This window comes from Pseudoprimorskyibacter insulae (genome assembly GCF_900302505.1).
GTDB lineage: Bacteria > Pseudomonadota > Alphaproteobacteria > Rhodobacterales > Rhodobacteraceae > Pseudoprimorskyibacter > Pseudoprimorskyibacter insulae.
The window spans coordinates 112,198-126,845 of sequence record NZ_OMOJ01000005.1 but is presented as its reverse complement, the minus strand read 5'-3'; the positions used below and the strand labels follow the sequence as shown (position 1 = coordinate 126,845).

Sequence of the window (14,648 nt, the reverse complement as noted above, 5' to 3'; positions counted from 1 at the left end):
GCGAAATCTCCAATAAAATATACGGATGCCTTGTTGACAGAACGATCCGCTTGCGTATTTTTAAAGCATCCAAAGCGCTTTGATTTGATTCTCAAAGTGTATGGTAGTCAACACGCGCATCAGCGCGGCTTGGGGAGGAAATCTCATGAAGAAATCGTTTACTTTGAGTGTGGCACTGTCCGCGCTGATCGCGGGTGGGGCCAATGCAGCCGATCTGACGATCGCTGGCCCGTGGTTGGGTGCGGATGAAGCGATGGTTCAAAAGGTGCTGGACGTGTTCCGCACGCAGTCGGGCCTTGATGTGGCTTACGTCGGTTCCGACAGCTTTGAGCAGCAGATCGTCATCGACGCCGAGGCCGGTTCGGCCCCGAACATCGCCGTCTTCCCGCAGCCTGGCCTTGCCGCCGATATGGCCAAGCGCGGTTTCCTGACCCCGCTGGCCGATGGCACGGGTGATTGGGTACGCGAAAACTACGCCGCTGGTCAGTCCTGGGTCGATCTGGGCACTTATGCTGGCAAAGACGGTGCCGATAACCTCTATGGCTTCTTCTACAAAGTCGACCTGAAGTCGCTTGTGTGGTTCGTGCCTGAAAACTTCGAAGATGCGGGTTATGAAATCCCGTCCTCGATGGAGGAACTGAAGGCCCTGACCGAACAGATCGTCGCCGATGGCGGCACCCCGTGGTGTATCGGTCTGGGATCAGGCGGCGCGACCGGCTGGCCGGCAACCGACTGGGTTGAAGACATGATGCTGCGCACGCAGTCGCCCGCCGACTACGACGCGTGGGTCAAGAACGACCTGAAGTTCGACGATCCCAAAGTCACCGCCGCCATTGATGAATTTGGCTGGTTCGCGCGCAACGACGCCTATGTTGCGGGCGGCGCTGGTGCTGTGGCCTCGACCGACTTCCGCGACAGCCCCAAGGGTCTGTTTGCCTCGCCGCCGCAGTGCTACATGCACCGTCAGGCCTCGTTCATTCCGGCGTTCTTCCCCGAAGGCACTTCGGTTGGTGAAGATGCAGATTTCTTCTACTTCCCGGCCTATGCTGAAAAGGATCTGGGCGCACCGGTTCTGGGCGCTGGCACCCTTTGGGCGATCACCAACGACTCGCCCGCAGCGCATCAGTTCATCGAATTCCTGAAGACCACCGAAGCGCATGAAGCGTGGATGGCTCAGAAGGGCTTCCTGACCCCGCACAAGGGCGTGAACCCCGATGCGTTCAGCGATCCGACCCTGCGCAAGATGAACGAAATCCTGCTGGGCGCGACCACCTTCCGCTTTGACGGCTCTGACCTGATGCCGGGCGGCGTTGGCGCAGGGTCGTTCTGGACCGGCATGGTTGACTATGCTGGCGGCAAATCGGCCGAAGAAGTTGGCCAAGCGATCCAAGCATCCTGGGATGCGCTGAAATAATCAGCCACCTTTCGGGGCGACCTGTGCAAACCGGTCGCCCCAACTGTTTCTAAACGATCTGTTGTCAGGGAGGGGACACCATGCATCCGGCCATTCAGGGGCTGCTGACCATTGTCATAGGCGTTGGGGCCTGTGTGGGATATTTCTACCTGTCAAATCAGTTCCTCGACAAAGTTCTTTTCCCGGCCAAAGGCCCGCATGCGGGGCGCAATATCAACCGCGCCAATATCATTCGCCCTTGGCTGTTCCTGTTTCCGGCGCTGTTCGCGCTGTGCCTCTATCTGGCCTATCCCGTGTTTGAGACGCTGCGCATGTCCGTAACCGACCGCGATCAGGACGGCGCTTTTGTCGGGCTGGCGAACTACAGCCAGATGCTGAGCGAGCCGAAGTTCTGGGAAGCCATGCGCAACAACATGATGTGGCTGGTTGTGGTGCCTGCGGCCTCGACCGCGTTTGGCCTGCTGGCTGCGCAGCTGACCGACCGCATCCGTTGGGGCAATATCGCCAAGTCGCTGATCTTTATGCCGATGGCGATTTCCTTCGTCGGGGCGGCGGTGATTTGGAAACTGGTCTATGACGCCCGTCCGCCGGGCACCGAACAGATCGGCATTCTGAACGCGATCTATGTGGGCCTGACCGGCAATGACCCACAACAATGGCTGACCCTGCCGATCTGGAACAACTTCTTCCTGATGGCGGTGCTGATCTGGATCCAGACCGGCTTTGCCATGGTGATCCTGTCCGCCGCCCTGCGCGGTATTCCCGAAGAAACGGTCGAGGCGGCCATCGTCGATGGCGCGAACCCGTTCCAGATCTTCTTTAAGATCAAGGTGCCGCAGATCATGGGCACCATCGTGGTGGTCTGGACGACGATCACCATCGTGGTTCTGAAGGTCTTTGACATCGTCTTCGCCATGACCAACGGCCAGTGGGAAACGCAAGTTCTGGCCAATTACATGTACGACAAACTGTTCCGCGCCAATGACTGGGGCGTCGGGTCGGCTGCGGCGATTGTGATCATGCTGCTGGTGACGCCGATCCTTGTCTGGAACGTCTACAACGCCCGCAAGGAGATGCGCTGATGGCCCGCGACTATGAAGGAGCACGTCATGGATAATATCGCCGGAACCAAATCTTCGCTGACATGGGCCGTTCATATCTCGGTGGCTGTGCTGGTGGCGCTGTGGTTGTTCCCAACCGTGGGCCTGTTGGTGTCGTCCTTCCGCACCGCCGACCAGATCGCGACAAGTGGCTGGTGGAAGTCGATGTTCCCGTCGGAACAGAACCTGACGCTGCGCACCGCCGACCCGGCAATACAGGTGCAGACGGGCGGGATGTTTGTGATCGAAGGCGAATTGTTCGAAGAGGGCAGCCCCGCCGTGATCAGCGTCTGGGGCACCTCATCGCGAGAGATCGACGCCTATACGCCCGGCCAAACGGCTGAGCTGAAAGAGGGCACCATCACCGTGCAGGCAGATGGGGCCTACCGTATGGAAAGCCCGACCGAGATGACCGGATCGCGCGGCCAGCGGGTGTTTGTCACCGCCGAATTGCCGCCTGAATTCACTTTTGAAAACTACAGCAAGGTGCTGTTTTCAGGCGACAATACTGACAGCTTGGCCAAGGCGTTCTTCAACACGCTGACCGTGACGATCCCTGCCACGATCATTCCTATCGTGATCGCTGCCTTCGCCGCCTATGCGCTGGCGTGGATGGATTTTCCGGGCCGTGCGCTGCTGGTGGCCTTTGTGGTTGCCCTGCTGGTGGTGCCGCTGCAACTGGCGCTGATCCCGCTGCTCAAGCTGCACTTGGGCATTGGCATCGGCAAAGGGTATCTCGGCGTCTGGCTGGCGCATACCGGCTTTGGTTTGCCCTTGGCGATCTATCTGCTGCGCAACTACATGGTCGGTCTGCCGCGCGACATCATCGAGAACGCCCGTGTGGACGGCGCGACGGATTTCCAGATCTTCGTCAAGATCATCCTGCCGCTGTCCTTCCCGGCACTGGCCAGCTTTGCAATCTTTCAGTTCCTCTGGACGTGGAACGATCTGCTGGTGGCGCTGGTGTTCCTGATCGATTCCACCGGCCAGACCACGGTGATGACCAAGCAAATCGTCGAACTGCTGGGCACGCGCGGCGGCAACTGGGAAATCCTTGCCACGGCGGCCTTCGTGTCGATCTCGGTGCCGCTGGTGGTGTTCTTTGCAATGCAACGCTACTTGGTGCGCGGTCTGTTGGCCGGCTCGGTGAAATAACAACGAATACGAGCGGGGCCTCCCTCCGGCCCCATAAAGGAAACGCGTATGAATATGGTAAACAACAAGATGAGTGAAGCGATCGAGTCCCGGCAAAAAGATTGGTGGCGCGGTGCGGTGATCTATCAGATCTATCCGCGCAGCTTTCAGGATAGCAATGGCGATGGCATCGGCGATCTGCTGGGCATCGCACAGCGCCTGCCGCATGTGGCCTCGCTTGGTGTTGATGCGATCTGGATCTCGCCGTTCTTTACCTCGCCGATGAAGGACTTCGGCTATGACGTCAGCGATTATTGCGACGTTGATCCGATGTTCGGATCGCTGGCCGATTTCGACGTGTTGATCCAGACCGCGCATAAGCTGGGCCTGAAGGTGATGATCGACCTCGTTCTGTCGCACACCTCGGATCAGCACGCATGGTTCCAGCAATCGCGCAGCAACAAGACAAACGACAAGGCCGATTGGTACGTCTGGGCCGATGCCAAGCCTGATGGCACACCGCCGAACAATTGGCTGTCGATCTTTGGCGGCTCGGCTTGGCAGTGGGACGCAAGACGCGAACAGTATTACCTGCACAATTTCTTGGTGTCGCAACCCGACCTGAACTTCCATTGCCCGGATGTGCAGGCATCGCTTTTGGACGTGGCGAAGTTCTGGCTGGACCGGGGTGTCGACGGGTTCCGGCTCGATACCATCAACTTCTACGTCCACGATCAACAGCTCCGATCGAACCCGCCCCTGGCGCCCGAGCTGCGCAATGCCACAATCGCGCCCAGCGTGAACCCCTATAACCACCAAGAACACCTCTACGACAAGAACCGCCCCGAGAACTTTGCGTTCCTGCGCAAATTGCGCGCGGTGATGGAGCCTTATGGCGCCGCTGCCGTGGGCGAAGTGGGCGATGCGCAGCGCGGGCTTGAGATCATGGGCGAATACACCGCCGGTGATGATCTGATGCACATGTGCTATGCGTTTGAACTGCTGTCGGGCGAACGGCCTACGGCGCAGTTCGTGTCCGAAGTGTTCGACCATGTAGACCGCGTGGCCAGCGAAGGCTGGGCCTGCTGGGCGTTTTCGAACCATGACGTGGTGCGCCACACCTCGCGCTGGGATCTGACGCCTGCCGCGCAGCGCCTGTTCACCACGATGCTTCTGTGCCTGCCGGGGTCGGTTTGCCTCTATCAGGGCGAGGAACTGGGCCTGCCCGAGGCTGAGGTCGGCTTTGACGATCTACAAGACCCCTATGGCATCGAATTTTGGCCCGAATTCAAAGGCCGCGATGGATGCCGCACGCCGATGGTTTGGGAAAAGTCCAACCAAAGCGGCGGGTTCACCACCGGCCAGCCGTGGTTGCCGGTCAGCCATGACCATGTGAACCGGTCCGTCGCCGTGCAGGAAAACGACCCGACTGCGCTGGTCCATCACTACCGCCGCGCCATTGCCTTCCGCCGGTCGCATGCTGCGCTGGTGCGCGGGGCACATGACGCGGTTCAGGCCGAAGGCTCGATCCTGTATTTCACCCGCACTGAAGGGGATGAGGTGATCTTCTGCGCGTTTAACCTAAGCGCCGAACCGGCGGTGATGGATATGCCCGCGGGCACATGGCACGACATCGGGCTGGAGCTGGGCAGCGCGCCCGTCGCGCCCGACGGCAAACTGCATCTGGGCCCGTGGCAGCCCAGCCTGAAACTCAAGGCATAAGCAAAGCGAAGGGGGAGGATATGGCCGATCTGAAACTGACGGATGTCGCCAAGACCTATGGCGGGACGGTCGATGTTCTGAAGAACATCAACCTCGACATCAAAACCGGCGAACTGATTGTGTTCGTCGGGCCTTCGGGCTGCGGGAAATCCACGCTGCTGCGGATGATCGCGGGTCTGGAAAAGATCACCGGCGGCACGCTGGACATCGACGGCGAACGGATGAACGATGTACCGCCGTCCAAGCGTGGCATCGCCATGGTGTTCCAGTCCTATGCGCTTTATCCGCATATGACGGTGCGCGATAACATGAGCTTTGCGCTGAAGATCGCCAAAAAATCGCAAGCCGAGATTGACGCCGCCGTCGAAAAGGCCGCGCGTATCCTTCAGCTAGAACCTTATCTGGACCGTCTGCCCAAGGCCCTGTCGGGCGGGCAGCGTCAGCGGGTGGCGATTGGCCGCTCCATCGTGCGCGACCCCAAGGTCTATCTGTTCGATGAGCCGCTTTCGAACCTTGACGCAGCGCTGCGCGTGGCCACCCGGATCGAGATCGCCCAGCTGAAGGAACAGATGCCCGACAGCACGATGATCTACGTCACCCACGATCAGGTCGAAGCGATGACGCTGGCCAGCCGGATTGTGGTTCTGGCCAACAAGGGCATCGCGCAGGTCGGCACTCCGCTAGAGCTTTACGAGCGGCCTAACAGTGAATTCGTGGCGCAATTCATTGGCTCGCCCGCGATGAACCTGTTGCCCGGTGAGGTGGTGGAAACCGGGGCGCAGACCAAGGTCAAGCTGGCGGATGGTTGTGTCGCCGTGTCCGACTATCCCACGACCGATGCGGATATGGGCCTGAAGGTTAATGTCGGCGTCCGTCCCGAAGATATGGTCGCGGCCAAGGGCGATGCGATTTATACGGGCGCGGTGTCGATTACTGAGGCTTTGGGCGAAGTGACACTGCTCTATTTCGGTCACGGCGACGGGCAGGTGATCGCCAAGCTGGCGGGCATCCATCAGGGTATGCGCGGCCAGACCGTGCGCCTGACGGCCGATCCGTCCAAGGTGCATCTGTTCGCCGATGGGGTATCGCTGCTCTATCGCTAAGCGGAACGTGGGGGAGGTAACGAGTTTGGGCCGGTCGCGATGACCGGCCCTTTTTGATTACTTCACCACCAGCGGCACTTCGGTCAGCACCCGGCTTTCCGGTCCGTCAGCGATATAGCGGATCACATAGCTGCCGGGCGTGTCCGGGGCGTTGAAGGTCAGCGGGTTGCCATCGTTGGTATAGCCATAGGTCACATAGCCCAGCGGGCCGTCATCGGGCGTGGTGATCGTCAGCCAATCGCCCGCATTGCCGGGGCCTGTCCAAGCGATCGTCACGGGTTGGCCAGCGGTGGCCTCGGCCGGGGCGATCAGGGTGGCGGGCACATCGGTGATGGTCAGCGGGATCGAGGCAAACACGCTGCTGTCCTGATCGACGATATAACGGATCTGGTACTCGCCCGGCGTGACAGGTGCCTTTATTTGCAACGGGTTGCCATCGGCCACATAGGCATAGCTGACATAATCCAGCGGGGCAGCACCGGGCAGGGCGATATCCAGATAATCGCCAGCCTGACCCGCACCTTGCCATACCACCGCAAACACCGCGCCGATCTGCACCGAGGCAGGGGCCGAGAGCGCGGCTTGATGCTCTGTCACGGTCACAGGGCGCGTTGCCAGAACCTGCAAGCCATCGGCGGCGATATAGCGGATGTCATAGATGCCGGGCTGGGCGGGCAGGCGCAACGCGGCAGGGTTGCCATCCATCGTGTAAGTATAGGTCAGATACTGGCCGCTTTCGGCCCCCGGAACGGCGGTGTCCAGATAGTCGCCATCGCCGTTCGGCCCGTCCCATGTAACTTGAACCACGGTTCCCGCAGGGCCGCTATCGGGCGCGCCCAGCGTGACCTCCGGCAGAGGTTCGTCAAAGTCCAGATGCACGGTTTTATCCGTGTCGGTCAGGGTGACGGCCTTTTCCAATTGCGTCTCATCACTCAGCCGCAGGGCCTTCACCACATAGCTGCCAGCGGGCAGGGTGATTGTGCCGCTGTCGGTTTGCGTGGCGTCCATCACGATATCACCGCTATCGGCGTATATCTCCCACACCACATCGACCGCGCGGGTGGCGGTGCCGAAGGTCTCGGAAGCCGAAAAGCCGATCTTGACTGGCGTAGGCTCCACCACCTTTGTCACTGTGGCCAAAGCATCCGAGAGTTCGCGGGCGTTCTTGGCGGGCAGATAGGTGCCGCCGGTGTTGCGCGCCAAGCACTGCAATTGCGCCTGCGCCACCGGATCGGCCACGTCAAAGCCCACCACATGGGCGGTAAAGTTCACGCCCGAGGCCTCAAGCTCGGCCCCGACAGCGCAGGGATCGGCCTCGCAGGTTTCGATCCCGTCGGAAATCAGGATCACGGTGGCCGCCTCTTCGGTGTGGCGCAGGGCGCGGGCGGCTTCGATCACCGCGGCCGACAGGGGCGTTTTGCCCTTGGGGTTCAGGCCCGCCACCTTGGCCGCAATATCGGCCCGGTTGCCGGGCGCGGGCATGACCAGCGTTTCAATATCACTGCAATCGCCCTTGGTGCGGTGGCCATAGACCGTTAGCCCGAGGTTCTGGTTTTCGGGCAGGGTGGCCAGCAGATCATCCAGCACCGTGCGGGCGATGGTGATCTTGTTCACCCCGTCGATCTGCCCCCACATCGAGCCCGAGGCATCCAGAACCAGCATGGTGTTCGGGGCCTCTTGGGCAAAGGCGGGCAGGGTGGCCACGGCAAAGGCCAACGCGGAAATAGCGGTGCGTTTCATGTGGAAAATCCGAGTAATCAAAACCTGTTGGCCCAAGTCTTCCACAAGGCTCTGCACCGTTCCAGCGCAAAAACAAACGGGTCCGGAAAACCGGACCCGCATACTGGTGACGACAGGGACGAAGGGTTAGCGGGCGATCTGGCCGCCAGCCTGATACCAGTGGGCCAGCCCGCCGATATTATGAACTTCAGCATGGCCCATCTGTTCAAGCATGCCCTGCGCCATCGAGGCGCGACCGCCCGAGGCACAGTACAGAACAATCGGCTTACCAGATTTGAACGCGGCCATACATTCGGGGCTGCGCGGATCGGCGCGCATGGACAGTGTGGCCAGAGGCACATTGACCGACCCTTCGGCGCGGCCACCGGCCAGTTCCATCGGGTCACGGATGTCGATCAGCTCGATTTTGCCGTCTGCTGCGTCACGAACGGCGTCGGCAGCGGTGTAGGTCGGGCGGGCGGGGGTATTTGAGAACATTGCGAACATTGGGTTCACCTGAGTCTGAGGGGTTTGAGAGGAATATACATTCTAAAAGTAGAATGTAAAGGGGTGCGTTGAATGTTCGCCTCTTGTTCTCATTTTTCGGTTGGCCTTGGCGCACGGGTAAACTATGTCTTAACCGTTGCCAGAAAGGGTCATCATGCCTGAGCTAAAGCATATCGAAGTGCGCGGCGCGCGCGAACATAACCTCAAGAACATCGACGTGGACATTCCGCGCGATGAACTGGTTGTGATTACGGGGCTTTCCGGTTCGGGCAAGTCCAGCCTCGCGTTCGATACGATCTATGCCGAAGGGCAGCGGCGCTATGTGGAATCGCTCTCGGCCTATGCGCGGCAGTTCCTCGATATGATGGAAAAGCCCGATGTGGATCACATAAGCGGCTTGTCGCCCGCCATCTCGATTGAGCAGAAGACCACCAGCAAGAACCCGCGCTCGACCGTTGGCACCGTGACCGAGATTTACGACTACATGCGCCTGTTGTTCGCGCGAGTGGGCACGCCATATAGCCCCGCCACCGGCCTGCCGATCGAGGCGCAGCAGGTGCAGGACATGGTCGATCGCGTGATGGGCATGGAGGAGGGCACCCGCGCCTATCTGCTGGCCCCCATCGTGCGCGACCGCAAGGGCGAGTACAAAAAGGAAATGCTGGAGCTGCGCAAGCAGGGCTTCCAGCGCGTCAAGGTCGATGGGCAGTTCTACGAACTTGATGAGCCGCCCAGCCTTGATAAGAAATTCCGCCACGATATCGACGTGGTGGTCGATCGTCTTGTGGTCCGCGACGGGTTGGAAACGCGCCTTGCCGACAGTTTCCGAACCGCGCTGGATCTGGCCGATGGCATTGCCATTTTGGAAACCGCGCCCAGCGAGGGCGAGCCCGAGCGTATCACCTTCAGCGAGAATTTCGCCTGTCCGGTCAGTGGTTTCACCATCCCCGAGATCGAACCGCGGCTGTTTTCGTTCAACGCGCCCTTTGGCGCTTGTCCGGTCTGCGACGGCCTTGGCAAAGAGCTGTTTTTTGACGAACGTCTGGTCGTGCCCGATGTGACGCTTAAGATCGCCGATGGCGCGCTGGCCCCGTGGCGCAAGGGCAAATCGCCCTATTTCCTGCAAACCATCCAGTCGATTGCCAAGCATTACGGCTTCAAACCTTCGACCCCGTGGAAGAACCTGGATGAGAAGATCCAGAAGATCTTCCTTTATGGGTCGGGCGAGGAAGAGATCGAATTCCGCTATGACGAAGGCGGGCGCGTCTATCAGGTCAGCCGCGTCTTCGAGGGTGTGATCCCCAACATGGAACGCCGCTATCGCGAAACCGACAGCAACTGGATCCGCGAAGAATTCGAACGCTATCAGAATGACCGCCCCTGCGGATCGTGCGGCGGATTCCGTCTGCGGGACGAGGCGTTGGCGGTGAAGATCGCGGGCTTGCATGTGGGCCAAGTCGTTCAGATGTCGATCAAAGAGGCTTATGCATGGTGCGAAACCGTGCCTGCCAGCCTGACGAACCAAAAGAACGAGATTGCCAAAGCGATCCTGAAGGAAATCCGCGAACGTCTGGGGTTCCTCAATAACGTCGGCCTTGATTACCTGACCCTCAGCCGCAATGCGGGCACTCTGTCGGGCGGGGAAAGCCAACGTATCCGTCTGGCCAGCCAGATCGGCTCGGGCCTGACGGGGGTTCTGTATGTACTCGATGAACCCAGCATCGGCCTGCACCAGCGCGACAACGACCGCTTGATCGGAACGCTGAAAAACCTGCGTGATCAAGGCAATACTGTGATCGTGGTCGAACATGACGAGGATATGATCCGCCAAGCCGACTATGTGTTCGACATCGGCCCCGGTGCGGGCGTGCATGGCGGGCAGGTCGTCAGCAAAGGCACCCCGGATGAGATTTCGGATGATCCGGCCTCGCTGACCGGTCAGTACCTGTCTGGGTCACGCGAAATCAGCGTTCCGGCGGAACGGCGGGCGGGCAATGGCAAGGTGATCCGCGTTGAGGGCGCTTGCGGCAACAACCTGAAAAATGTGACGGCGGAATTCCCGCTGGGCAAGTTCGTCTGCGTGGCGGGCGTGTCGGGCGGCGGGAAATCTACGCTGACGATTGAAACGCTGTTCAAAACGGCCTCAATGCGGCTGAACGGCGCGCGGCAGACGCCTGCGCCCTGCGATACGATCAAGGGGTTGGAACTGCTCGATAAAGTCATCGACATTGACCAGCGTCCGATTGGCCGCACGCCGCGATCAAACCCCGCGACCTATACTGGCGCGTTTACCCCGATCCGCGACTGGTTCGCCGGTCTGCCCGAGGCCAAAGCGCGCGGCTACAAGCCCGGCCGCTTCAGCTTTAACGTCAAGGGCGGGCGCTGTGAGGCGTGTCAGGGCGACGGCGTGATCAAGATCGAGATGCACTTCCTGCCCGACGTGTATGTCACTTGCGAGACCTGCAAAGGTCAGCGCTACAACCGCGAAACGCTTGAGATCAAGTTCAAGGGCAATTCCATCGCCGATGTGCTGGATATGACGGTCGAGGACGCGCAAGAGTTCTTCAAAGCCGTGCCCAGCATCCGCGAAAAGATGGACGCTCTGGTGCGGGTGGGCCTTGGCTATATCAAGGTCGGCCAGCAGGCGACGACCCTGTCGGGTGGCGAGGCGCAGCGGGTGAAACTGTCCAAGGAACTGGCGCGTCGGTCCACGGGCCGCACGCTCTATATCCTTGACGAGCCGACCACGGGCCTGCACTTCGAAGACGTTCGCAAGCTGCTGGAAGTGCTGCACGAACTGGTCGAGCAGGGCAATTCTGTCGTGGTAATCGAACATAACCTTGACGTCATCAAAACCGCCGACTGGATCATTGATATTGGCCCGGAAGGCGGCGATGGTGGCGGCGAGATTGTCGCCACCGGCACCCCCGAGGAGGTGGCCGCGGTCGAGGGCAGCCACACGGGCCGCTATCTGAAACCCATGTTGGACGCGCGCCGACAGGCGGCCGAATAGGCCCATGGCGCAACTGTCACGCCGCCCGTTGGCGTGGCAGGCTCTGCCTTGGCAGATTGCCCCGCACTGGTGTAGGCTACGCCTGTCACGCGCATCGTGAGATAGGTTTTGGCTTTATGCTTAAGAAATTGTTTTTATTCGCTGTTCTGCTGGGCGCAGCCACTGGCATGGCCCATGCCGACAGCACCCGGATTTACTGGTCGTCAGATCATTCTGTGCAGCCGGAAACAGAGCTTTTCGAAATTCTGGACAAAGGCCGGTTGTTGGCCAAGCTGGCCTATGCCCCCGAAGGTGCGCCCGGTTTTCTGGCCAATCAGCAGCGCGAAGTGATCTATTTCGGCGCGGGGATATTCTTTAAACCCGGCACCTATTTTGCCGCCTTCCCCGATCTGCACCCTTCGGGCGATCCCAGTCGCGTTCTGGTTCTGTCAGACGGGGGCTATTGGGCCTTCATTCGGACCCACCGTCTTCAGTGGGAAGAGGACATGTATTCTGATGAAGTGGGCCGCGCCAAAGCGTTGATTGAGACCGCGCCGCGTCTGCTGTCATTGGCCAATGATCGGGGCGCGTACCTGCCGACGACGCAGGCGTGCAATCGCGCCCGCAATATCCGCGATGACGAAATGCTGGTGCTTGAGGCCAAGCCGGGGCTGGGAATTGAGGCCGCGCAGGTGCCGCAGCCGAACGCGGGGTCTTTGTTGCCGATCCGCGCTGGATACGAGCTGACGCGCAGTTTCTTCATGGAGGAAGGCGCAGGCCGCACCATCGAAATCATCGACCGTCGCCCCTGCGGATGGGAACGCCAGCCGCACCCCTATGACGTGTCGGTGTCGATCAATGGCGCTGCGCCCATTCGGATCGAACCGGGCCGCTATGAGGCCCGCGCGTATCCCTATGATCCCAGCACCAACCGCGCGGTGATTAGCTGCCGCGAACACCGCAACAGCTATTTTGATTACCTGATACAGGAGCTTGAAATTCCTGTGGTTTTCGCGCCTGTCGTGGCCTCTCTCACCGGGCGATGGAGCCGGTTTGAATGGTTCGACAATTGCGAAGTCCGCTAGTTATTTCTTCATCGGGCAGGTGTTGATGCCCAGAATGGAATACAGCGGGCAGGAACCAAGCAAGCCAGTGGCCAGCGGCACGATGCCGATCAGGTAGAGCCAGCCATAGGTGGCGCCGGTATTCATGAAGAAGCCCGCCAGCAGGGCAAGGCCAACGATAATGCGAAGTGCGCGGTCTAGACCGCCTTCATTCTTTGCGAACATGGGAACCCCCGATTCTGTTCCAGTGGTGTCGATGGATACAGAATGCCACGTCAGATAGGGGTCTGTCTGTGACGTGGTCACATGGGGGCGGAATTACTCTTCGGCCAGCGCCTGAAGGTCTTCCAAAGCCACAAGATGCACGGTGCCACGTTCCAGCCGAACCAGCCCGCGTTTGGCCATGGCGTCAAGGCGGCGGGTCACCACCTCGCGGGCGCTGCCGATCATCACGGCGATTTCGGCTTGGGTGGCGTGCAGATGGCCATGCTCGGCGCGTTCCAGCAATAGGCGGGCGAGGCGGCTTTCGACCTTCTGAAATGCCAGCCGATCAAGCAATGTCATCATCGACTGCATTCGTTGCGCGAAGGCGGCAAAGACGATGCCGCGAAATTCCGCGCTAGAATTCATCAGGCTCATGAACTGCGGGCGCGGCACCAGAACAAGGCGGCAGTCTGAACAGGTGATCGCCTCGCCGGAATAGGCCTCACCGCCCAGAAGGCCCAGCGTGGATTGGATGCAGCTTTGACCGGGTTCGACCGAATACAGCAAGATATCGCGCCCCGTTGATCCGGTCATGAACACATCGACCCGGCCTTGCAGCACAACCACAAAGCCCTGCGCCACATCGCCGGGGTGAAACAGCGCGGTGCCCTGAGGCACCTGTACAGGGCTGAGGCGAGCCAGAACGGCCTTCGCCTCGGCGCCGAGGCCGGACAATTGCGGAGCCTCGGCGAGCCAGGTCATCAACCGCGTCCGCGTTTTTCGAAGCGGGGCAGCATGGCGCTGAAGTCCATGCCTTTGCCGTCTTCGGCCTCGACGAACTGCTTGTACAGCTCCAGCGCGCGTTGGCCCATGGGGGTATCCGCGTCGGCGGCTTCGGCGGCTTGTTGGCTGAGGCCCAGATCCTTCAGCATCAATTCAGACGCGAAGCCCGGTTTATAGCCATTGTCGGCGGGGCTGTTGGGGCCAACGCCGGGGGCGGGGCAATAGGCGTTCATCGTCCAACTATAGCCCGACGAGGTGCTGACCACGTCGAACATCGATTGGCGGTCGAGGCCCAATTTGTCCGCCAAAGCAAAGGCTTCGCAGGTGGCGATCATGGTGACACCAAGGATCATATTGTTGCAGATCTTGGCCGCCTGACCATTGCCCGAGGGGCCGCAATGCACGGCCTTTTGGCCCATGATATCGAACAGGGGCTTGGCGATGGCGAAGGCCTCATCCGAGCCGCCGACCATGAAGGTAAGCGTGCCAGCCGCCGCGCCGCCGATCCCGCCCGAGACGGGCGCATCCAGCGCGCCAAGGCCAGCGGCGGCGGCTAGATCGGCCACGGCGCGGGCGCTTTCCACATCGACGGTCGAACAATCCAGCAACACCGCGCCGGGGGTCATCGCCGGGATCACATCCGCCGCGACGGCACGCAGGATTGCGCCATTGGGCAGCATGGTGATGACCACATCGGCGCCCTTCGCGGCCTCGGCGGCGCTGGCGGCAACGCGTGCACCCTCAACCGTGGTGCCTGCCACGTCAAAGCCGGTGACGCTATGGCCTGCCTTGATCAGGTTTGCGGCCATCGGCCCGCCCATATTGCCCAGTCCGATAAATGCGATGTTCATGCCGGTCTCCTCAAACGTCCAAGCCTCTTTGCCCAAGGGGCGCAACAGCAAGGAA

12 protein-coding genes are annotated in these 14,648 nt (G+C 60.5%); 7 read left to right on the top strand and 5 right to left on the bottom strand.

Features of this window, described 5'->3' with window-relative positions; genetic code table 11:
• Nucleotides 1-145: 145 nt before the first annotated feature.
• The 5 genes from PRI8871_RS12860 to PRI8871_RS12840 all read left to right on the top strand — a co-directional run bounded on the left by PRI8871_RS12860 (nt 146) and on the right by PRI8871_RS12840 (nt 6,473).
• Nucleotides 146-1,414, top strand: coding sequence for an ABC transporter substrate-binding protein (locus PRI8871_RS12860; RefSeq protein WP_108886637.1), 1,269 nt, complete (start codon nt 146-148; stop codon nt 1,412-1,414).
• 80 nt (nt 1,415-1,494) lie between these two features.
• A complete protein-coding gene (locus PRI8871_RS12855) occupies nt 1,495-2,496 on the top strand; it encodes a carbohydrate ABC transporter permease (protein ID WP_108886636.1) in 1,002 nt (333 codons plus the stop codon).
• Between the two features lie 27 nt (nt 2,497-2,523).
• The gene (locus PRI8871_RS12850) at nt 2,524-3,669 is read left to right on the top strand and encodes a carbohydrate ABC transporter permease (protein ID WP_108886635.1); all 1,146 of its coding nucleotides are present in this window, start codon (nt 2,524-2,526) and stop codon (nt 3,667-3,669) included.
• A 69-nt stretch (nt 3,670-3,738) separates the two neighbouring features.
• Complete coding sequence (locus PRI8871_RS12845; RefSeq protein ID WP_219929023.1) at nt 3,739-5,370, top strand: alpha-glucosidase; 1,632 nt, start codon at nt 3,739-3,741, stop codon at nt 5,368-5,370.
• Nucleotides 5,371-5,390: 20 nt separating this feature from the next.
• Nucleotides 5,391-6,473 (top strand): ABC transporter ATP-binding protein, encoded by a 1,083-nt coding sequence (locus tag PRI8871_RS12840; protein WP_108886634.1) that lies wholly within the window; start codon nt 5,391-5,393, stop codon nt 6,471-6,473.
• Nucleotides 6,474-6,530: 57 nt separating this feature from the next.
• Here the strand turns inward: PRI8871_RS12840 and PRI8871_RS12835 are convergent, their stop codons facing one another.
• Nucleotides 6,531-8,213: a VWA domain-containing protein gene (locus tag PRI8871_RS12835; protein ID WP_181389463.1), complete on the bottom strand. Its 1,683-nt coding sequence runs from the start codon at nt 8,211-8,213 to the stop codon at nt 6,531-6,533.
• 126 nt (nt 8,214-8,339) lie between these two features.
• Nucleotides 8,340-8,699 carry a rhodanese-like domain-containing protein gene (locus tag PRI8871_RS12830; RefSeq protein ID WP_245897862.1) on the bottom strand — a complete coding sequence of 120 codons (360 nt, stop codon included), beginning with the start codon at nt 8,697-8,699 and terminating at the stop codon, nt 8,340-8,342.
• A 154-nt stretch (nt 8,700-8,853) separates the two neighbouring features.
• Here PRI8871_RS12830 and uvrA point away from each other — a divergent pair, with 154 nt between their 5' ends.
• Together uvrA and PRI8871_RS12820 are read left to right on the top strand one after the other, a co-directional pair.
• Nucleotides 8,854-11,712 (top strand): excinuclease ABC subunit UvrA, encoded by a 2,859-nt coding sequence (uvrA, locus tag PRI8871_RS12825; protein WP_108886632.1) that lies wholly within the window; start codon nt 8,854-8,856, stop codon nt 11,710-11,712.
• Between the two features lie 116 nt (nt 11,713-11,828).
• Nucleotides 11,829-12,776: a hypothetical protein gene (locus PRI8871_RS12820; RefSeq protein WP_108886631.1), complete on the top strand. Its 948-nt coding sequence runs from the start codon at nt 11,829-11,831 to the stop codon at nt 12,774-12,776.
• Here PRI8871_RS12820 and PRI8871_RS12815 read toward each other — a convergent pair whose 3' ends face one another.
• From PRI8871_RS12815 to mmsB, 3 genes are all read right to left on the bottom strand, one after another.
• Nucleotides 12,777-12,980 carry a YgaP family membrane protein gene (locus PRI8871_RS12815; RefSeq protein ID WP_108886630.1) on the bottom strand — a complete coding sequence of 68 codons (204 nt, stop codon included), beginning with the start codon at nt 12,978-12,980 and terminating at the stop codon, nt 12,777-12,779. It abuts the gene before it with no gap.
• Nucleotides 12,981-13,073: 93 nt separating this feature from the next.
• Nucleotides 13,074-13,721: a Crp/Fnr family transcriptional regulator gene (locus PRI8871_RS12810; protein ID WP_108886629.1), complete on the bottom strand. Its 648-nt coding sequence runs from the start codon at nt 13,719-13,721 to the stop codon at nt 13,074-13,076.
• Nucleotides 13,721-14,593 (bottom strand): 3-hydroxyisobutyrate dehydrogenase, encoded by an 873-nt coding sequence (mmsB, locus tag PRI8871_RS20180; protein ID WP_306418460.1) that lies wholly within the window; start codon nt 14,591-14,593, stop codon nt 13,721-13,723. Before mmsB ends, PRI8871_RS12810 begins: the two co-directional genes overlap by 1 nt.
• Nucleotides 14,594-14,648: the final 55 nt, after the last annotated feature.

Coding starts and splice junctions, on each gene's coding strand:
- PRI8871_RS12860 (WP_108886637.1), top strand. CDS start 146: ATGAAGAAATCGTTTACTTTGAGTGTGGCACTGTCCGCGCTGATCGCG.
- PRI8871_RS12855 (WP_108886636.1), top strand. CDS start 1,495: ATGCATCCGGCCATTCAGGGGCTGCTGACCATTGTCATAGGCGTTGGG.
- PRI8871_RS12850 (WP_108886635.1), top strand. CDS start 2,524: ATGGATAATATCGCCGGAACCAAATCTTCGCTGACATGGGCCGTTCAT.
- PRI8871_RS12845 (WP_219929023.1), top strand. CDS start 3,739: ATGAGTGAAGCGATCGAGTCCCGGCAAAAAGATTGGTGGCGCGGTGCG.
- PRI8871_RS12840 (WP_108886634.1), top strand. CDS start 5,391: ATGGCCGATCTGAAACTGACGGATGTCGCCAAGACCTATGGCGGGACG.
- PRI8871_RS12835 (WP_181389463.1), bottom strand. CDS start 8,213: ATGAAACGCACCGCTATTTCCGCGTTGGCCTTTGCCGTGGCCACCCTG.
- PRI8871_RS12830 (WP_245897862.1), bottom strand. CDS start 8,699: ATGTTCGCAATGTTCTCAAATACCCCCGCCCGCCCGACCTACACCGCT.
- uvrA (WP_108886632.1), top strand. CDS start 8,854: ATGCCTGAGCTAAAGCATATCGAAGTGCGCGGCGCGCGCGAACATAAC.
- PRI8871_RS12820 (WP_108886631.1), top strand. CDS start 11,829: ATGCTTAAGAAATTGTTTTTATTCGCTGTTCTGCTGGGCGCAGCCACT.
- PRI8871_RS12815 (WP_108886630.1), bottom strand. CDS start 12,980: ATGTTCGCAAAGAATGAAGGCGGTCTAGACCGCGCACTTCGCATTATC.
- PRI8871_RS12810 (WP_108886629.1), bottom strand. CDS start 13,721: ATGACCTGGCTCGCCGAGGCTCCGCAATTGTCCGGCCTCGGCGCCGAG.
- mmsB (WP_306418460.1), bottom strand. CDS start 14,593: ATGAACATCGCATTTATCGGACTGGGCAATATGGGCGGGCCGATGGCC.